The organism is Cellulomonas phragmiteti, assembly GCF_016862775.1.
Classification (GTDB): domain Bacteria; phylum Actinomycetota; class Actinomycetes; order Actinomycetales; family Cellulomonadaceae; genus Cellulomonas; species Cellulomonas phragmiteti.
In genome coordinates this window covers 22,333-41,432 of the sequence record NZ_BONP01000017.1, presented here as the reverse complement: position 1 = coordinate 41,432, position 19,100 = coordinate 22,333, and the positions used below count along the sequence as shown (strand labels likewise).

The window sequence follows — 19,100 nt, the reverse complement described above, 5'->3', positions numbered from 1 at the left end:
TGTGGAGCGAGCAAGATTCGGGTGACGTTCACCTGGTGGACGCCTGAGCCGCCCGTCGGACACCCCGCGCCCGTCGTCGTCGGGTCCGGACGTGCCCGTTGAGCCACCCGGGCGACGCCCCGCCGTCCACAGCCGCCGTCCCGGGGGTGTGGACCGGCAGATCCTCACCCTCGCCGTCCCGGCCCTGGGTGCCCTCGTCGCCGAGCCGCTGTTCGTGCTCGTCGACTCCGCGATGGTCGGTCACCTCGGCACCGAGTCCCTCGCCGGCCTGGCCCTCGCGTCCACGGTGCTCGTCACCGTCGTCGGCCTGTGCGTCTTCCTCGCCTACGCCACCACCGCCGCCGTCGCCCGCAGGGTCGGCGCCGGGGACCACCGCGGGGCCCTGCAGACCGGGGTCGACGGCATGTGGCTCGGCCTGGCCCTCGGCGCCGCCCTGGCGATCGCGACGTGGGCGGCCGCCCCCTTGCTGGTCGCTGCGCTGGGCGCCGACGGCGACGTCGCAGCCCAGGCCGTCACCTACCTGCGCTGGTCCGCGCCCGGCCTGCCCGGCATGCTCCTGGTGCTGGCCGCCACGGGCGCGCTGCGCGGCATGCTCGACACCCGCACGCCGCTGGCCGTGGCCGCCTCCGGTGCCGTCGCCAACGCGGCCCTCAACGCCGCCCTCATCTACGGCGCCGGCCTGGGCATCGCCGGCTCCGGGCTCGGCACGGCCGTCGCGCAGCTCGGCATGGCAATGTGGCTCGTCGTCGTCGTGGCGCGCGGCGCCCGCGCCGCCGGTGCCCGCCTGACGCCCGCGGCCGGCGGCATCTGGTCCAGCGCGCGCGCCGGCGTGCCGCTGCTCGTGCGCACCGCGACGCTGCGCGTGGCGATCCTGCTGACCGTGTGGACCGCCACGGGCCTCGGCCCGTCCGCGCTGGCCGGGCACCAGGTCGTCAACGCCGTCTGGGGCCTGACGGCCTTCGCCCTCGACGCCCTGGCGATCGCCGCGCAGGCGCTCGTCGGCCAGTCGCTCGGCGCCCGCGACCTCGCCCGCACCCGGGCCGTCCTGCGGCGCACCCTGCAGTGGGGGGTCGGCGCGGGCGTCGTGCTCGGCGTCCTCGTCGGGGCCCTCGCGCCGCTCTACGTGCGCGTCTTCTCCCCCGACGCCGACGTGCAGCGTGCCGCCGTGCTCGGGCTGCTCGTCGCGGCCGTGGCGCTGCCCATGGCCGGGTGGGTGTTCGTGCTCGACGGCGTCCTCATCGGCGCCGGCGACGGCCGGTTCCTCGCGTGGGCCGGCGTCGCCACGCTCGTGGCGTACGTCCCCGCGGCCCTCGCCGTGCACGCCTGGGCGCCGCCCGGGGCCACCGGGCTGGCCTGGCTGTGGGTCGCGTTCGCCGTCGTGTTCATGGCCGCGCGCGCCCTCACGACGGGCCTGCGTGCCCGCGGGGAGCGCTGGATGGTCGTCGGCGCCTGACTCGCGGGTCGCCTCACCCCTGCCCGAGCAGCACGTCCGCGAACGTGCGGGCCAGCGCCGGCAGCTCCTCGGCCAGCTCGTCCGGGCCGGGCGCGTCCGGGTGGTCGTACGGCTGCCCCGGCAGGCGCAGCGGGTCGGACCCGGCCTCCTGCGCGAACGTCGTCCCGAAGAACACCGACGACGTGAACAGGTGGGCCACGGCCGCCTCGACCGCGTCGCGCCGGCCCTCGAAGCGCCGGGCCGCGAACTCGTCGCGTGGCCACGTCGCGCGCCGCGACGTCTCGAGCAGGATCCGGCTCATCGCCTGGTCCAGCGGCACCCCGTCACGCAGCACCATCGAGGCGGCCACGTACCCGTCGAGGTCCGCGACGTACGCGGCACGGCTGAAGCCGCCGTCCTCACCGCCGATCCCGGCGCGGAACCACGGCGCCACCCGCAGCCCGGGGTCCGTCGCACGGGCACGCGCGTACTGCTCCCACAGCAGCGCCAGGTCCAGCGCCCACCCGCCCAGGTCGCCCGCCCGGCAGACCTCCACCGGGGCGTCGTCCGGGTGGGCCAGCGCCGCGCGGCAGACCGCCGCCCAGCGCGCCACGTCCACGTCGTCGTCCTCGGGCGCCAGGCCGGGGTCCACACCGCCCACCTCGGCGGCACGCTCCTCGAACGCCGCACGCGCCGCGGACGTCGCGGCCTGGGCGTCGCCCGTCAGCGACCACTCGACCAGCGGCGCGTGCCCCGGCCACGGCGGGTCCCAGCGCGCGGGCCGCTGCAGGTGGTGCAGCACGAGGTCGGCGGCACCGGCCGCGGGCGCGACGTCGTTGACGCGGGTCACCGCCAGACACTCCTCCGCCCAGTGGTGCAGCGCCGTGAGCTGCAGGTGCAGCCGGCTGAACAGGGTGGTCCCGCTCACGCTGCGGGTGGGCACCGCACGCACGCCCGACGGCCCGACGGGCTCCGCGCGGGGCGACTGGATGTTGTTGTCGTACGCGAACGTGTCCAGGCCCGGCGTCCACCGGGTCTGGATCTGGTCGTACGCCCACCCCTGCGGCAGGGGGTACCCGAGGTTGCCGCTCCACCCCCGCGAGAGGCCGGCGACGAACGGCAGCTCCCCCAGGCCCGCCGCCGTCACCCGCGAGCAGACGTGCCGCGGGCCGTACACGCCGACGCGGTACTCGCCGGGGCGTGCGGCGCCCACGCCGTCGCGCACTCCCTCGAAGAACGGCAGGACGAGCGCCGCGACGTCGCCGTCGGTGGCGTCGAAGTCGACGGGGAAGTAGATGACCGCACCGGGCACGATCCCCAGCTGCCGCGCCCGGCGCACCGCCGCGACGCCCTGGGCCCGGCCCTTCGCGCGCGTGAAGTGCTCCGGCGCGTTGTTCCACTCCTGGTAGATCGGGACGAGCCCGAGGCCCGCGGCGTGGATCGCCTCGATCTCGCCCGCCCGCAGGTGCTTGTCCTTGCCGGTGAGGTACCGTCCGACCGTCTCGTACCCCAGGTCCCGCAGCGTCGCCGCGCGCTGGCCCAGCAGCGGCACGCTGGTGTCCGCCGCCGTGCCCTGCCGGCGCGGGTCACCCGTGCTGACCAGGAGCGACGCCCACGTCGGGTAGTCCCCCACGCCCGTCACCGGCAGGCACGCGAACTCCTGGAACGCGACCACCGCGTCGCGCGTCCCACCCCCGAAGGAGCCGTCGACCGCCACGTCGTGGCCGTTGAACACCAGCGCGGACTGGAACAGCTGGACGAACCGCCGGGTCCGGTCCACGTCACCCAGCCGCACCGTCCCGGACGTCTCGAGCCCGCTCTGCGTCCCCGGCCCGACGTTGCCGTTGGCCACGCCGTCGGCCATCCCGAGCTCGTACTGGATGCCCAGGACGAGCCCGCGCTGCACGTCCCGCGAGTACACCCCGTCGCACGGCACCAGGGCGTAGTCCCGACGCCCCACGTACGCGCGGTTCAGCGCCTGCTGCGCCGCACGCACGGTCGCGCGCCCGCGCGGGACCAGCACGTAGGCGTCCATGCTCAGGACGCCCTTCATCATCGTGACGTCGACGGTACTGCGCAGGCCCAGGCCCATGTCCGTCGCCAGGCGCCCCACCGACGCGGTGAGGGTGTCGTCCCAGACCCCGTCCGCCGCGTACCCGCCGGGGTAGCCCGAGCACCACAGGCCGCCCTGCAGGATCCGCACCAGGTTCCCCCGTGCCGTCGGGCCCAGCTCCCCGACCTGCGCGACGTACGCCGCGGTGGTCGCCGGGCCGAACGCGTCGGACAGCGCCGTCAGCCCCAGCTCGTGCTGCAGGGCGCGGCGCAGCGCCCAGATCGTGCGCCAGCCCGTCTCCCCGTCCTCCGTGACGCGGACGAAGCCGGCCACGGCGCCGTACGTGCCGTTGAGCCAGACCTGCGTCCGGTGCACCCAGTGGTCGAACATCGCGGGGACCGTCAGCCTTCGCTCGGCGGGATCGGACGCGGACCGGACGCAGCGCTGTCGACGGCCAGCGCGGCACCGGTCGCCCGCGCGTGCCCGGCGACGCCCGCGGCGGCGACGACGCGCACGGAGGCCGCCGCCGGCTCCGCGACGGGCTCGACCGCCGTCGCAGCGAGGTGCACGAGCAGGACCCGGCCCGCGGCGATCTCCGGGACGGGGACGTCCAGCACCGAGGTGACCGCGCCGCGCTCCAGGCGGCCCGACAGCGGCACGGGGACGCCGTCGAGCGTCGCCTCGGCCACCGCCAGGCCGCTCACGGCACGGTCCGTCTCCACCCGCACCAGGCTGCCGGCCGGGACGGGGTGCGGCCCGACGGACTCGACCCGCACGGCCGTCGGCACCCGGGTGGGCGTCGTGGTCGACGCGGCGAAGGCTGCGCTGACCTCGACGCCCCACACCGGCCCGGGGGTGAGCGTCTCGGGTGCGCGCCACACGCGGCTGCGGCGCTCCCGGCCGCCGTCGCGGGACAGCTCGACGGTGAGGGGGACGACGCGGCCGACGTTCTCGGCCGGGTACAGGCGCCGCGGGCGCAGCGGCAGCAGGACGACGGGCCCCTCGCCGGTGCGCGCACGCGCCGCCGGGCGCGGCACCTCGACGCGCAGGGTCGCGGCGTCCCCGGCGGTCTCGACGACCCGGGCGGCGCCGGTCGACCACCCCAGGCCGTCGGCGGCGGCCACCGCCTGCGGCGTCACCTCGAGCACCCGGCGGTCGAACGTGACCGTCAGCGTGAGGACGTCACGCGCGCCGGCGTAGCCGCCGAGGCGCAGCGCGACCGGCACGTCGAAGGACCGCGCGGCCGACCAGTCCGCCTCGAACGTGACGACCGGGAGCACCCCGGCGACCTCGAGGCCGAGGCGCGACCGTCGGGACGGCAGAGGGCGCGGCGCGGCGTGGGAGGGGGTCGCCGCCGCGACACCACCGGCGGCAGCGAGCATGCCGAGCACCGTGCGGCGCCCGATCTGCTGCCTGTGGACCACGACGTCCTGCCCCCTCGGTACGGCTGCACGGCGGTCGACCGCCGTGCGCAGGCAACGTAGCCGAGCCCTCGCGGGGGTGTCCACCGCCCGTGCGCGGAGCCACGGACGGCACCGGGCACGACGACGAGGCCCCGCACCGCCGGAGCGGTACGGGGCCTCGTGAGCTCGCGCGAGCGAGGAGATCAGGCAGCGACGACCTTGACGGTCACCGCGGCCGAGACCTCGGGGTGCAGACGGACGTGCACGGTGTACTCGCCCGTCGACTTGATCGCCTGGGCGACCTCGATCTTGCGCTTGTCGACGGCCGGGGCACCGGCGGCCTTGATCGCCGCGGCGATCTCGGCCGTGGTGACGGCACCGAACAGCCGGCCCGACTCGCCGGACTTGGCCGAGACGGTGACGGCGTTGGCCTGCAGGGAGTCCCGCACGGCCTTCGCGTCGTCGAGCGTGGCGATCTCGCGCGCCTTGCGGGCACGACGGATCGCCGAGACGTCCTTCTCGGCACCCTTGGTCCACGGCGTGGCCAGGCTGCGCGGGATGAGGTAGTTACGGGCGTACCCGTCCTTCACCTCGACGATGTCGCCAGGGGCACCGAGACCGGTGACCTCGTGGGTCAGGATGATCTTCGCCATGGGTCAGTCCTTTCTCAGCGAGCCGACGACGAGTACGGCAGGAGTGCCATCTCGCGCGCGTTCTTGACGGCACGGGCGATCTGGCGCTGCTCCTGCACGGAGACACCGGTCACGCGACGCGCACGGATCTTCCCGCGGTCGGAGATGAACTTGCGGAGCAGAGCCGTGTCCTTGTAGTCGACCGTGTCGATCTTGGCGGCCTTGAGGGGGTTCTGCTTCTTCTTGGGCTTGCGGACGACGGGCTTGGCCATCGTGGTGCTCCTTCATCTGTGGAGCCCCGAGCGTTGCCGTGCTCGGGGATGGAGTGTTCAGGTGTGCGGGGCGCCGATCAGAACGGGGGCTCGTCGGAGTAGCCGCCCCCGGACCCACCACCCGTGGGCGTCGCCCACGGGTCGTCGGTCTGGGCGCCGCCACCGGACGACGAGCCGCCGCCACCGAAGCCGCCACCGCCGGAGTTGCCGCCGCCACCGCCACCGAAGCCGCCACCGCCGGACCGCTGGGTCCGCGTGACCTTGGCGGTCGCGTACCGCAGCGACGGGCCGACCTCGTCGACCTGCAGCTCGTACACGGTGCGCTTCTCGCCCTCGCGGGTCTCGTACGAGCGCTGCACGAGGCGGCCCTGCACGATGACGCGGGTGCCCTTGGTGAGGGACTCGGCGACGGACTCGGCCGCCTCCCGCCAGATCGAGCACCGGAGGAACAGCGTGTCGCCGTCCTTCCACTCGTTGGACTGGCGGTCGAACGTGCGGGGCGTGGACGCGACCGTGAAGTTCGCGACCGCGGCGCCCGACGGGGTGAAGCGCAGCTCCGGGTCCCCGGTCAGGTTCCCGATCACCGTGATGGTGGTCTCGCCGGCCATGACGGCCTCCTCGCTCGTTCGTACGGATCGGCTGCGGCGTGGTGCCGCGGATGCTGGGGCCCGACGCTAGCGGCGGGCACCGACACGCAGGTCTCAGGCCTCGCGGCGCAGGACCTTGGTGCGCAGGACGACCTCGTTGAGGCCGAGCTGACGGTCCAGCTCCTTGGCCGTGGCGGGCGACGCGGTGAAGTCGACGACGGCGTAGATGCCCTCGCCCTTCTTCTGGATGTCGTAGGCGAGGCGACGACGGCCCCACACGTCCACCTTGTCGACGGTGCCCCCGTCGGTCTTGACGACCGTCAGGTACTTGTCGAGCGACGGGGCGACGGTGCGCTCCTCGATCTCGGGGTCGAGGATGATCATGATCTCGTACTGACGCAGGCTCATACCCACCTCCTCTGGTCTTCGCGGTCACGGTCGGTCCGTGACAGGAGGGTCTCAAGCGTCTCGGCGTGCCCGGTCCCGACGAGTGTCAGGGTGGGGGGCACGACGAACCGTCCGCGAGGGACGGCGGTCGCCCAGCGTACCGGTAGACGGGCCGTCGACCGAATCGTCGGGCAGGGGCGCCCGGGCGGCAGGACCGCCCGGGCGACCGGCGTCAGGGCGCCGGGGCCTCGCCGCCGCCCTCGGCCGGCGGGGTCCCCGACGGGCTCGGTGCCGGAGCGGGGGTCGCCGGCGGCGGGGGTGGCGGCGTCGGCGAGGGCTGCGGCGCTCCCGAGGAGACCACGAGCGTGACCGTCCCGCCCGTCGGCACGGTGGCGCCCTCGCCCGGCTCGACGCGGATGACACGTCCGGTCGGAACGGTCGTCGACCGCTCGGTGACGATGCGCGGGACCAGGCCGGCCGCCTGCAGGGCGCCGGAGGCGTCGGCCTCGGTGCGCCCGCCCAGGCCGGACGGCACGACGACGTCCACGGGGACCTCGGGCTCCTCGACGGGCGGGGGCTCCTCGGTGGGCTCCTCGGTCGGCGCCGCCGTCGCGACCCGTCCGACGTTCGCCCGCGGCGGGAACGCCACCTCCGGCGCGTACCTCGGCTGCTCGAAGACCTGCTTCATGTAGTGCGCCCACAGCAGCGCGGGGTGCGAGCCACCGGTCACCTGCCGCAGGCCGTCCCACGGCGTGATCGTGTCGAGGGACTTGCCGTCCTCCCCGTTCTGGAAGAACGAGACGGACGTGGCGAGCTGCGGCGCGTAGCCGACGAACCACGCCGACTTGTTGTCCTGCGACGTGCCGGTCTTGCCGGCGAGCGGCCGGCCGACGGGCTTGACGTTGTTCCGGCCGGAGCCGCGCTCGACGACCTGGGTGAGCGCGTACGTCGTATCGGCCATGACGTCCGCCGCGAACACCTGCTCGCCCGTGGTGTCGGGCGACCAGGCCACGATGCCGTCGTCGTCCAGCACGGTCTGCACGACGTGCGGGTCACGGTGCACGCCCTGGGCGGCGAAGGTCGCGTACGCGCTGGCCATGGCCAGCGGGTGGACCATGTCGGTGCCGAGCACGTTGGACGGCACGACGGTCGGCTCGGTCGTGGCCCCCGCGGCGGCCGCGACCCGGGCCGTCTCGGCAGGGCCGACCTCGAGGTTCAGCTGGGCATACACCGTGTTCACGGAGTCGGCCGTCGCGGCGGCGAGGTCGATGGTGCCGAAGTTGTTGGAGTTGGCGTAGTTCTGCACGCGCCACGGCTTGGCCTCGCCGATGTCGAACTCCTGCGGCGAGGCGGCGTCGTACGTCGTGCCCAGGCCGATCCCCTGCTCGAGCGCCGCGACGAGCGTGAACGGCTTGTACGTGGAGCCGGCCTGGATCTTCTCGAAGGTCGCCGTGTTGCGGGCGTCGACGAGGTAGTCCGGGCCGCCGTACAGGGCGACGATGCCGCCGGTCGCCGGGTCGATCGTCACGATCGACATGCGCAGGCGCTCGTTCGGGACCTCGCCGTCGGTCAGCTCCCCGGAGTACAGGGCCTGCGCGGACTGCACCGCGAGGTCCTGGACGGTCTTGTCGATCGACGTGATGATCGACAGCCCCTTGGTGCGCAGCTCGCCCTCGGTCCAGAACTTGGTGGCCAGCAGCTCGTTCTCGACCATCTGGAGCAGGTACCCGTTGGGACCGCGGTACGTCTCGGACTTCTGGTAGAGCACCGGCTCCGGGAAGACCTGCGCGGCGCGCTCCTCGGCGGTGAGCCAGCCCATCTCGACCATGCGGTCGAGGATGATCCCCCACCGCTGCTCCGCCTTGGCGCGGTTGTTGGCGGGGTCCCAGTTGTTGGGCGACGGGATGACGGCGGCCAGCAGCGCCGACTGCGCGACCGTGAGGTCGGCGGCGTTCACGCCGAAGTACGACTGGGCGGCGGCCTGGATCCCGTACGAGTCGCGACCGAAGTAGATCGTGTTGAGGTAGCGCCCCATGATCTGCTCTTTGGACTCGTTCTGGGAGATCTTGATCGCGAGGATCGCTTCCTTCGCCTTGCCCCAGTAGTCGGTCGTCGTGTTCTGGTAGTAGCGCTCGACGTACTGCTGGGTCAGCGTCGAGCCACCCTGCGTCGGCTTGCCCTGCACGTTGTTGATGAACGCGCGCGCCATGCCCGTGAGCGAGACGCCCCGGTTGGTGAAGAACGTCTTGTCCTCGCCCGCGGCGACCGCGTACCCGATGTGCTCCGGCAGCGCGCCGTACTCGACGAGCTCGCGGCGCTGGTCCGCGAACGTGCCCATGACCTCGCCCGGGGTGCCCGGCTCGGCGCCCGCGTAGTACACGGTGGTGGTCTGGAAGCGCGCCTCCGCGAGCGCGTCCGGCGGGTGGATGAACGCGAACGCCGCGGCGCCGGCGCCCAGCACGAGGAAGACGCCGGTGATGAACGTCCCGAGGATCACGCGCCACGACGGCAGCCAGCGGTGCAGGCCCGTGTGCTCGCGGCGCGGGTAGTTCCAGAACCCGCCGCGCTCCCGGGCGGAGGAGGCGGGTCGACGCGTCGCGCGCCGGGCGCGCGACGGCGCTGCGCGGCGGTTGCTGGCTGCCAACGGGGGACCTCTCGTGCCGACGACGGTGCTGCGGCGACCCCCGGCGGTCCTGCTGGCGAGCGTGCCGGGCGGCGCTGCCGGGGCTCAGTATGGACGAACCGCCTGAGCGCGCCAGTCCCGGACGTGCCCGGGACGTCCGGATCGCGGTGTCCCTTCACACGATCGGCACCGCGCGGCGACGGCACGCCGACCTCGTCGCGACGTCGCGGTGAACGCGGCGCCGCCGGGCGGTGGACGCACGTGTTGTGCGGAACCGCGCATCCGACATAGTCTCCGGATGTATCGAGTTGATACATCGGAGCCGACAGCCGCCGGCTCCCCGGGTCGGGACCGACGAGCACGGGAGGCGAGATGCGCGGACGCACGGACGTGCTCGAGCCCGCGATCCTCGGCCTGCTCGCGGAGTCCCCCATGCACGGCTACGAGCTGCGCAAGCGCCTGAACCTGGTGCTCGGCTCGTTCCGTGCGCTGTCGTACGGCTCGCTGTACCCGTGCCTCAAGGGGCTCGCGGACCGCGGCTGGATCGTCGGCGTGGACGCCCCGGGCGACCGCACCGTGGCCAGCAAGCGCGCGCGCATCGTCTACCAGCTCACCGCCGAGGGCAAGGAGCACCTGCAGCAGGTGCTCTCGTCCTCGGGCCCGGCGGCCTGGGAGGACGAGAACTTCGACGTCCGCTTCGCATTCTTCGCGCAGACCGACGCCGAGACCCGCATGCGGATCCTCGAGGGCCGGCGCATCCGGCTCACCGAGCGGCTGGAGACGTTCCGCCAGTCGTTCGCCCGGACCCGCGAGCGCATGGACGAGTACACGCTCGAGCTCCAGCGCCACGGCCTCGAGCAGGTCGAGCGCGAGGTCCGCTGGCTCGACGACCTCATCGACAACGAGCGCGGCACGCGCCGCGCTCGCCCCGAAGGCGGTGGCCGGCCGGCCGCCGCTGCAGACGACGCCGAGGGAACCACCGAGGCGCGAAACGAGAAGGAGCGAGGATGACCTCCATCCGCGTCGCCATCGTCGGCGTCGGCAACTGCGCCGCATCGCTGGTCCAGGGCGTGCAGTACTACCGGGACGCCGACCCCGCGGGCAAGGTCCCGGGTCTGATGCACGTGCAGTTCGGTGACTACCACGTGCGGGACATCGAGTTCGTGGCCGCGTTCGACGTGGACGCCAAGAAGGTCGGCTTCGACCTCTCCGAGGCGATCTTCAACTCGGAGAACAACACCATCAAGATCGCCGACGTCCCGCCGCTGGGCGTCCCGGTGTCGCGCGGTCACACGCTCGACGGCATCGGCAAGTACTACGCGCAGATGATCGAGGAGTCGGACGCCGAGGCGGTCGACGTCGTCCAGACGCTCAAGGACCAGCAGGTCGACGTCATGGTCTGCTACCTGCCCGTCGGCTCCGAGGCCGCGGCCAAGTTCTACGCGCAGTGCGCGATCGACGCGGGCGTCGCCTTCGTCAACGCCCTGCCGGTCTTCATCGCGTCGGACCCGGAGTGGGCCGCGAAGTTCGAGGCCGCCGGTGTGCCGATCGTCGGCGACGACATCAAGTCGCAGGTCGGCGCGACCATCACGCACCGCGTGCTCGCCCGCCTCTTCGAGGACCGCGGCGTCATCCTGGACCGCACGTACCAGCTGAACGTCGGCGGCAACATGGACTTCAAGAACATGCTCGAGCGCGAGCGCCTGGAGTCCAAGAAGATCTCCAAGACGCAGGCCGTCACGTCGAACCTCAACGACGGCCCGCTGGCCGGCAAGAAGGACGACCGCAACGTCCACATCGGCCCGTCGGACTACGTGGCGTGGCTCGACGACCGCAAGTGGGCGTACGTGCGCCTCGAGGGTCGCGCGTTCGGCGAGGTGCCCCTGAGCCTGGAGTACAAGCTCGAGGTCTGGGACTCCCCGAACTCGGCCGGCATCATCATCGACGCGCTGCGCGCGGCGAAGATCGCCAAGGACCGCGGCATCGGCGGGCCCCTGCTGTCGGCGTCGACGTACTTCATGAAGTCCCCGCCGGTGCAGACCGAGGACACCGAGGGCCGCGCCAAGGTCGAGGCCTTCATCCGCGGCGAGTTGGAGCGCTGAGCCGGAGTGCAGCGGAGGGTGCCGGCCCGGCGCGCAGCGTCAGGCCGGTGCCCGCAGCGCAACGCAGGCCCAGCGCGACCCCAGGTCGAGCGCTGACCTCCGCCACCGCATGTTCGTGAGGGGTTGCCGTCGCATCGCGACGGCAACCCCTCACGTCGTTCCCGGACGGCGCCCCCGGGCCCGCGTCCTCAGCCCGTGACCGTGACCGCGCGGCCCGGGACCATCGTCGAGTCACCCACGGGACCGGCCGGCAGGACCGTGGTCGTCCCGGTGACCGTGTCGACGACGACCGTCTCGCTCGGCCCCGCGTCGCCGTCCGGCGCGCACGAGACGAACCGCAGGACGTGCACCACGTCCCCGACCACCCCGATGACGGTCGTGTGCGGCAGTCGCGCGTCGCCCGGCGCGACGAGCGAGGAGACGGTGTCCCCCGTGCGCAGCTCCGTGGACGTGGCGCACTCGATGACGTCGTCCCCGAGGGGTGCGCCGGCCAGGGCGACCGTCCCGGGTCGCACCGGCAGCACACGACCGGGCACGAGCTCCCCGGTGCGGATCTCGCGCACCTCGGGCGACCCGGAGCCGTCCGCGGCCACGAGCACGTAGCGCGGGCGGGAACCGGGGTCGGCCAGCAGGTACGGCAGGAAGCCGCCGTCGTCCGCGTCCGTCGGGTCGGTGCACAGCAGCCCGACCCTGGCCGCGTCGGCCCAGCCGAGCACGCTGCACCGCAGGCCGGCGACCCCGACGTCCGTCCGCGCGCCCGTGCGCAGGTCGACGACCACGGGCCGGCCGTCGAGGTCGACCGCCGCCCCGCGGGCGCCGTCGGGTGCCAGGTCCAGCCGCAGACCGGCGGTGCCGGGCACGGCACGCGCGTCACCGGAGGCGGGGACCACCCACGTCGTGCCATCGGACGCGCTCCACAGCTCACCCGCGGCGTGCGGCCCGTACGCGTGCGCACCGGAGGGCAGCCCTCGCGGGTCCGCTGCGAGGGCACCGGTCCGCAGGTCGAGCGATGCGCGCCCGTCGGGGCCGGCGACGACGGCCGTCGGACCGCCGTCCCACGCCAGGACGTCGAGGCGACCGGCGGGCTCCTGGGCGACGTGGAACAGGTCGCCTCCCGGGGAGGCGAGCACCACCTGCGCGGGGACGTCGGCTCCACCCTGGTCCTGCGGACCGTAGGTGACCAGCGTCCAGCCGGGGCCGACGGCCGCGAGAGTGGCGTCGTCGAGCTCCCACATCGGCGGCATGCCGGTGATGACCACGGGTGCGCGCACGACCTCGGGCGCGGTCGGCCCGGGAGCGGCGTCCGGCGTGGGCGTGGCGGTCACGGTAGGGCTCGGCGACGGCGTCTGCGCTGGCGGGACGTCGGGTGCGACGTTCAGCCCGAACCAGCCGATGGTCGCGACGGCGACGCCGGCAGCGGCGACGGCGCCCACGGACCGCAGGTGACGCGCGGCACGGTGCCGTCGCACGTCCCGGTACAGGCGCGCGAGCTCGACCTCGTCGGGCCGGGTCTCGGCCTCGCGCTCCTCGTAGGCGTCGCGCGTGGCCCGGAGTCGGGTTGCCAGGTCGTCGGTCATCAGCGGGTCTCCTCTCCGGGCACGAGCCGGACGTCGACGACGTCGGACGGTGCCGACGTCGTGCCCAGGCGGGCGTTGAGGCGGGCGATCCCGTCCGCGGTGTAGCGCTTGACCGCGCCCTCGCTGAGGTTCAGCGTCCTCGCGGTCTCGGCCACGGACAGGTCGTCGAGGTGCCGCAGCAGCACGCAGGCACGCTCGCGGGGTGCCAGGTCCGCGAGCGCCGCCACGACGTCGACGCCGAGGACGTCGGGGTCGGGGTCGACCACGGACGTCGGGGTCATGGCCTGGAGCCGCTCGACGGCCCGGCGCTCGCGGATCCCGCGCCGCACCCGGTCGACCGAGCGCGTCGTGATGGCCCGGCACACGTACTGCTCGGCCTGCGCGACGCTGCTGAACGCGGCGCCGGCGCCGAAGGTCGCGACGAGCGCGTCGTGGACGAGGTCGAGCGCGTCGGCGCGGGTCCCCGTCACGAGCGTCGCGCGGGCGACCAGCGCGCCGTACCTGTCCTGCACCAGTGCCTGCAGCACCGGCTGCCACCCCGGTCTCCTCACGACCCCACCGCCCGTGTCCTCACGTCCATGCGAGTTAGACGCCGCAGGTTCCCACGGGGTTGGGGTGGTCCTCGACGTGAGGGGTTGGGCGTCGTCTCCCGACGGCAACCCCTCACGACTCGGTCGGCGTCGTCCACAGATGGGTGGTCGACCGGCCCGTCGGGGGGTCGGTGCGGTGGGATGGGGTGTGGCCGTTCCTCTCGACGCCCGCCGGGTCGACGTGCGGGGTCTTCCCGACGTCGACTCCTTGCCCGAGCCGCTGCGCAGCCGCGTCGTCCGGCACGACGGGGTCACGACCACCGGGATGCTCGCCCGGGCCGGCGTCACCGACACCGTGACCGCGCGACGTGTGCGCGCGGGCGCCTGGCAGCGGCTGCACCGCGGCGTCGTGCTGCTGCAGTCGGGCGTGCCGTCGTGGCGGCAGCGCGCGCAGGGCGCCGTGCTGGCCGCCGGGAGGGACGCCGCCCTGTCGCACCGGTCCGCGGGGTACGCGCACGGGCTCGTGACGTCGCCGGGGCCGGTCCTCGTCGTGAGCGTCCCCGCGGAGCGCACCGTCGACGCCCGGGCCGGGCTGCGGGTCCACCGACGTCGGGAGATGCCTCGCGCGTCCGGGTCGCTGCGCTGCACCGACGTCGCCGGCACCGCGGTCGACCTCGTGGCGCACGCGCTCGACGACGACGCCGTGGTGGCGGTGCTGTGCGAGGCGGTGCGGCTCGGGGTGCCGCGGCACCGGCTCCTCGCCGTGCTCGACGGCCGTGCCCGGCTGCGGCACCGACGTCTGGCGGCAGGCCTGCTGGGCGATCCGGACGCGCGCGTCGAGTCCCCGCTGGAGCACCGCTACGACCGGGACGTCGAGCGTGCGCACGGACTGCCGCGCTCGCAGGCGCAGGTGCGCGAGCGGCTCGACGGCGGGTGGGTCCGCGCCGACCGTCGCTTCGAGCGGCTCGGCATGCGGGTCGAGCTCGACGGGCGCCTCGCGCACGCGGGCCGCGCCGACGGCGACGTGTGGCGGGACAACGCCGTGCGGGTGGCCGGCGGGGACGTCACGCTGCGCTACCGCTGGCGCCACGTCGTGACGACCCCGTGCGCGACGGCGGCCCAGCTGGCGGCAGCCCTCCACGCGCGCGGCTGGCGCGGCACCCTGCTCCCCTGCGGCCCCGGGTGCGCAGCGTGAGGGGTTGCCGTCGCCTGACGACGGCAACCCCTCACGTTCGCGGAGTGGGCCGGGGCGGGGCAGGTGTCAGGAGCGTTCGACCGCGGCGTAGGCGCCGATGCCGAGGTCCGACTCGACGGCGGGGCCGACCAGGCGGGTGGCGCCCGTCGCCTCCTCGACGGTCCACCACTGCGAGCCCGTCGTCTCCTCGTAGCAGAGGTCACCGGTACGCAGCAGCAGCCCGGCGCCGCCGGCGCGGACCTCGCACACGTCGTCGCCCAGGTCGACGGACGTGGTCACCTCCCGCACGTCGCTCCCGGTCCACAGGTACGCGCCGCCGTAGCAGAACTCGTAGCAGTCGGTGCTCGACAGCAGCGGCGCCGACGACGCCACGAGGACCCCGTCGCGCACGTGCTGCCCGGTCCACGGCACGACGCCGTCGGGACCCAGCGTGGTCAGCGTCCGCGCCGGGCCGCCCGTGACGTCGAGGCGCACGACCTGGCCGCCGTGCTCGTCGTGGTTCCAGCGCGACGTCGGCGGGTCGGGCTGCGGGTCGACGCACGACGCCATCACGCCCGTGGCGTCGAGCCACCCGACCACGTGGCACGTCTGGCCGGGCGGCGTCGCCGGGGTCGTCCGGCGTCCCGTCGCGACGTCGACGGCCTCGACGACGCCCCCCGGGCCGGCGCCGACGACGGTCCGCCCGTCGGGCGCGACCGTGGCGCTCCACAGCGCGACGTCCAGCCGGCGCCCCGGTCCCTGGGCCGGCAGGACGTGCAGCGTGCCGTCCGTCGCGTCGTCCCACGACGCCGCCAGCCACAGCTCGTCCGCCCCCGACATGCCGACCCACTCGGCGCTCGCGGGGAGCCTGTCGTCCACCACGACGTCACCCGTGCGCAGGTCGACCGTCCCGACCCGGGACTCGCCCTGCCCGTCCCAGACGACCGCGCGGGCCGTCCCGGGCGCGGACCAGCGCACGGGCGTCACACCACCGGGCGCGACGTCGAGCAGGTGGTAGAGCTCCCCGGTCGGCGCGGACACCACCAGCGCGTGGCGCTCGCCGTCACCGGCGGGCGGCTCGTACAGCCCCGACGCGTACGCGAGGAGGAACCAGCCGGGCCCCGTCTGCTCGAGGAGCCCCTCGGGTGCTCGGAACATCGGTGGCAGGCCGGGCAGCGCCACCGGCTCGAGCGGCGCCGCGGAGGCGACCGCGCTCGGCGCGGGCGTCGGCGCAGGGGTCGGTGCGGCCGTGACCGAGGGGGTCGGGGTGTGCGCGGGCTGCGGGACGGTGCGGGCCTGCAGCCCGAACCACCCGGCGACGCCGAGCACCCCGACCACCGCCGCCGCGACGGCCGCGTGCGACGCGAGGCGCCCCCGCCGGCCGCGGGCGACGCGGTCGTGCAGGTCCGCGAGCGCCGCGGCGTCCGGCCGGACGTCGCCCTCGTGCTGCTCCTGCAGGCCCAGCGCGCGCTCGAGGCGGGCGGTCAGGTCATCGGTCGTCACGACGCACCTCCTGGCGGTCGACGAGGGTGACGGACATCGGCTCGGCCGTCGGGGAGCGGGTGCCCAGCAGGGCGTTGAGGGTCGCGACGCCGTCGGAGACGTACCGCTTCACCGCGCCCTCGCTGAGTCCGAGCAGCCGGGCGGTGTCCCGGACGGACACGTCGTCGAGGTGCCGCAGCACCACGCACGCCCGCTGCTGCGTGGACAACCGGGCCAGCGCGGCGGCGACGTCCGCGTCGAGCAGGTCCGAGCGCAGCTCCGTCGACTCCGGGGTGGCGTGCGCGAGGCGGACCACCGCGGTGCGCTCGCGTCCACCACGTCGGGCGCGGTCGACGAACCGCGACGCGATCGCGCGCCGTACGTAGGCCTCCGCCTGCGGGACGGACCCGAACGACGCCCGCGCCGTGTACGTGCTGACCAGCGCGTCGTGCACGAGGTCCTGCGCCACCGACCGGTCGGCCGCGAGCACCGTCGCGTACGCGACGAGCCCCCCGTACCGCTCGTGCACGAGCCGGTCGAGCGCCGGTGCCCACCCCCGGCTCACGTCGTCGCCGCCATCGTCGTCACCTCTCCACCACGACCCTGTCACGGCTACAACGCCGCAGCACCGTGCGGGGTTGTGGGCGGGGCCGGGTGGACGGGGCGTCAGCGGCCGGGGACGACCGACAGGCCGGTGACGCGCCACACGTCGTCCTCGACGACCTGCTCGACGCCGCGCCGGGGCTCGAGCCACGCGAGGGTGCTCGTCTCCCCCGTCGTCAGGTCGACGCGCACGTCGCGCTGCGGGTCGGCGCGGCCGGTGCCCGGGTAGCACCCGTTGAGCGACGTCCAGGCGGCGCCGCCGGTGAACGTCAGCCACGTGCCGTGGTCGTACGGCGACCAGGCGTCGGTGAGGGAGCGCACGGCACCGTCCTGGAGGACCGCCGGGTCGGACACGACGTCGCACGGCGCGGGCAGCACCACGCGGCCCAGCCCCACGCGCCCGTCGCCGAGCGGCCAGGCGTCCCGCACGGGCACGTCGCTCGTCGCCAGCCGCGTGGCGCCACCGTCGGCGAGGTCGACCGCGTCGAGCTGCCACGCGCCGTCGGCGCCCGGGCACGTGCTGAGCACGGCGTGCGCGCCGGCCCACCCGGCGAGCCGGCACGCGGGGTCCGTCGGCGCGCCCGCGACCGGCCGGGTCGTGCCCGCGCGCAGGTCCACCCCCTGCAGCCCGCCGTCGGGTGCCTGCAGCGCGAGCCACCGGCCGTCCGGACTCATCGGGGGCAGGCGGTGCGGCAGGCTCACGTCGCCGAGGTCCCGCAGGGCCCCGTCGGGCGCGACGAGCCAGAGCCGGCCCGCCAGGTGCGGCACCGTCGTGGGGTCCCCTCCGGGCTCCACGACGGACTCGGGGTCGAGCGCCACCATGCTGCCGGGCGCCGCGGGGCGCAAGTGGCTGCGTGCCTCGTCGTCCAGCGCGGCGAGGTCCGCGGGCATCTCGGCGACCAACCACACGGACTCGCCGGTGGCGGCGGTCCCCAGGGCGTGGTGCACCCAGGGGAACGGCACCGGGGTGAGCTGCCCGGTCCGCAGGTCCAGCGTGCCGGACACGAACCCCGCGTCGACGTCGACGCTGCCGGAGGCCTGCGCGACCGGCGCCCCGGCCCGCCAGTCCACGATCCCGAGCGACGTCGTGCCCGCGACGTCGAGCAGGGTGGTCCGCTCGCCCGTGGGCGACATCAGGGCGATCACGCTGCGCAGGTCACCGGGCTGCATGACGTCCTGCGACGCGCCGACGCGCTCCTGAGTGACGGTCACCAGGCTCCACCCCGGCCCGGCGGCCGCGAGCAGGTCGGCGACGGGCACGTCCCGGGGCGTGGCGACCTGCACGGGCGCGCCGAGGGTCAGGGCGACGCTCTCGGGCACGTCCGGGCCGGTGGTGGCCGTGGGCGTCGGGCCGGTCGACGGCGTCGGGACGACGTCCGCGGGCGGGGTGGGCCGCGCCTGCAGCCCCCACGTCGTCAGCCCCGCGACGGCGACCACCGCGAGCGCGCCGGTCGCGCCGTCGCGCACGTGACGCAGGAGACGGCGACGACGCACGGTGGCGCGCGTGCCCGCGAGCACCTCGGCGGGGGTCGCGGCGCCCGTGTGCGCCTGCTCGACGTTCTGCTCGACGCTGCTCAGGAGGTGTCCCAGGTCAGTCACGTCGCACCTCCGGTGCGGTGGTCGTGAGCTCGACGGGCACGGTGTCCCCGCCCGCGGCGCCGGCACCCAGCGCGGCCTGCAGGCGCGCCGTCCCGTCGGAGGTGTACCGCTTGACGGCGCCGGCGCTCAGCCCGAGCGCGGCGGCGGTCTGCTCGACGGACAGGTCGTCGACGTGCCGCAGGACGACGCACGCCCGCTGCCGGGGCGAGAGCGTCTGCAGCGCCTCCACCACGTCCCGGTCGAGGCCCGTGGGCACGAGCTCGTCGTCGACGACGGGCCAGGCGCCCCGGCGCTCGAGGGCGCGGCGCTCGGCGGCGGCGCTGCGGTACCGGTCGACCGAGCGCGTGACGATCGCGCGGCGCACGTACTGCTCGGCCTCGGCCGCCGAGGTGAACCGGGCCCGGCCCGTGAAGGTCGCCACCAGGGCGTCCTGCACGAGGTCCTCCGCGTCGGCACGCGTGGGCACGAGCAGCGCGGCCCGTCCCAGCAGCCGCGCGTACCGCTCGCGCGCGACCTCCTCGAGCAGCTGTTCCCAGCGCCTGCCCACCCGTGCCTCCTCGTCCGTGGCCCCCGCCCTGGAGAACGGAGCAGCCCCGCGGCGGGTTGGGGGCCGTCGGCGCGGTGTCCGTACCGGGACGTAACCT

Annotated in this window: 17 protein-coding genes; 4 read left to right on the top strand and 13 right to left on the bottom strand. The window is 75.0% G+C overall.

Translation table 11 applies throughout. The annotated features are described in order from the left end of the window. Positions 1-91 precede the first annotated feature (91 nt). Positions 92-1,453: an MATE family efflux transporter gene (locus tag Cph01nite_RS13570; protein WP_203675050.1), complete on the top strand. Its 1,362-nt coding sequence runs from the start codon at positions 92-94 to the stop codon at positions 1,451-1,453. A 13-nt stretch (positions 1,454-1,466) separates the two neighbouring features. Here Cph01nite_RS13570 and Cph01nite_RS13565 read toward each other — a convergent pair whose 3' ends face one another. From Cph01nite_RS13565 to Cph01nite_RS13535, 7 genes are all read right to left on the bottom strand, one after another. Further along, a complete protein-coding gene (locus Cph01nite_RS13565; RefSeq protein ID WP_203675048.1) occupies positions 1,467-3,875 on the bottom strand; it encodes a glycoside hydrolase domain-containing protein in 2,409 nt (802 codons plus the stop codon). An 11-nt stretch (positions 3,876-3,886) separates the two neighbouring features. Then, a complete protein-coding gene (locus Cph01nite_RS13560; RefSeq protein ID WP_203675046.1) occupies positions 3,887-4,909 on the bottom strand; it encodes a hypothetical protein in 1,023 nt (340 codons plus the stop codon). Positions 4,910-5,091: 182 nt separating this feature from the next. Further along, complete coding sequence (gene rplI, locus Cph01nite_RS13555; protein WP_203675044.1) at positions 5,092-5,541, bottom strand: 50S ribosomal protein L9; 450 nt, start codon at positions 5,539-5,541, stop codon at positions 5,092-5,094. A 14-nt stretch (positions 5,542-5,555) separates the two neighbouring features. Continuing rightward, positions 5,556-5,792, bottom strand: coding sequence for a 30S ribosomal protein S18 (gene rpsR, locus Cph01nite_RS13550; protein ID WP_062101988.1), 237 nt, complete (start codon positions 5,790-5,792; stop codon positions 5,556-5,558). 77 nt (positions 5,793-5,869) lie between these two features. Continuing rightward, positions 5,870-6,400, bottom strand: a complete 531-nt coding sequence (locus tag Cph01nite_RS13545; protein WP_203675042.1) for a single-stranded DNA-binding protein — start codon at positions 6,398-6,400, stop codon at positions 5,870-5,872. Between the two features lie 93 nt (positions 6,401-6,493). After that, positions 6,494-6,787 (bottom strand): 30S ribosomal protein S6, encoded by a 294-nt coding sequence (gene rpsF / locus Cph01nite_RS13540; RefSeq protein WP_203675040.1) that lies wholly within the window; start codon positions 6,785-6,787, stop codon positions 6,494-6,496. Positions 6,788-6,998: 211 nt separating this feature from the next. Next, on the bottom strand, positions 6,999-9,410 hold the full coding sequence (locus tag Cph01nite_RS13535) for a transglycosylase domain-containing protein (RefSeq protein ID WP_203675038.1): 2,412 nt from the start codon (positions 9,408-9,410) through the stop codon (positions 6,999-7,001). A gap of 351 nt (positions 9,411-9,761) precedes the next feature. On the opposite strand from Cph01nite_RS13535, the gene Cph01nite_RS13530 reads away from it, so the two are divergent. Beyond that, positions 9,762-10,400: a PadR family transcriptional regulator gene (locus Cph01nite_RS13530; RefSeq protein WP_203675036.1), complete on the top strand. Its 639-nt coding sequence runs from the start codon at positions 9,762-9,764 to the stop codon at positions 10,398-10,400. Then, positions 10,397-11,491 (top strand): inositol-3-phosphate synthase, encoded by a 1,095-nt coding sequence (locus tag Cph01nite_RS13525; protein WP_203675034.1) that lies wholly within the window; start codon positions 10,397-10,399, stop codon positions 11,489-11,491. Before Cph01nite_RS13530 ends, Cph01nite_RS13525 begins: the two co-directional genes overlap by 4 nt. Before the next feature lie 188 nt (positions 11,492-11,679). Here Cph01nite_RS13525 and Cph01nite_RS13520 read toward each other — a convergent pair whose 3' ends face one another. Beyond that, positions 11,680-13,068: a hypothetical protein gene (locus tag Cph01nite_RS13520; RefSeq protein ID WP_203675032.1), complete on the bottom strand. Its 1,389-nt coding sequence runs from the start codon at positions 13,066-13,068 to the stop codon at positions 11,680-11,682. Further along, positions 13,068-13,619 carry a sigma-70 family RNA polymerase sigma factor gene (locus Cph01nite_RS13515; protein ID WP_203675030.1) on the bottom strand — a complete coding sequence of 184 codons (552 nt, stop codon included), beginning with the start codon at positions 13,617-13,619 and terminating at the stop codon, positions 13,068-13,070. The genes Cph01nite_RS13520 and Cph01nite_RS13515 overlap by 1 nt, the downstream gene beginning before the upstream one ends. 187 nt (positions 13,620-13,806) lie before the next feature. Between Cph01nite_RS13515 and Cph01nite_RS13510 the strand changes: the two genes are divergently transcribed. Beyond that, positions 13,807-14,793 (top strand): hypothetical protein, encoded by a 987-nt coding sequence (locus Cph01nite_RS13510; RefSeq protein ID WP_239069261.1) that lies wholly within the window; start codon positions 13,807-13,809, stop codon positions 14,791-14,793. Between the two features lie 66 nt (positions 14,794-14,859). Here the strand turns inward: Cph01nite_RS13510 and Cph01nite_RS13505 are convergent, their stop codons facing one another. The 4 genes from Cph01nite_RS13505 to Cph01nite_RS13490 form a co-directional block, all read right to left on the bottom strand. Continuing rightward, positions 14,860-16,275, bottom strand: coding sequence for a hypothetical protein (locus Cph01nite_RS13505; protein WP_203675028.1), 1,416 nt, complete (start codon positions 16,273-16,275; stop codon positions 14,860-14,862). Continuing rightward, positions 16,262-16,819 (bottom strand): RNA polymerase sigma factor, encoded by a 558-nt coding sequence (locus Cph01nite_RS13500; RefSeq protein WP_203675026.1) that lies wholly within the window; start codon positions 16,817-16,819, stop codon positions 16,262-16,264. The genes Cph01nite_RS13505 and Cph01nite_RS13500 overlap by 14 nt, the downstream gene beginning before the upstream one ends. Before the next feature lie 101 nt (positions 16,820-16,920). Next, the gene (locus Cph01nite_RS13495) at positions 16,921-18,456 is read right to left on the bottom strand and encodes a hypothetical protein (RefSeq protein ID WP_203675024.1); all 1,536 of its coding nucleotides are present in this window, start codon (positions 18,454-18,456) and stop codon (positions 16,921-16,923) included. Next, positions 18,449-19,003: a sigma-70 family RNA polymerase sigma factor gene (locus Cph01nite_RS13490; RefSeq protein ID WP_203675022.1), complete on the bottom strand. Its 555-nt coding sequence runs from the start codon at positions 19,001-19,003 to the stop codon at positions 18,449-18,451. The genes Cph01nite_RS13495 and Cph01nite_RS13490 overlap by 8 nt, the downstream gene beginning before the upstream one ends. Positions 19,004-19,100: the final 97 nt, after the last annotated feature.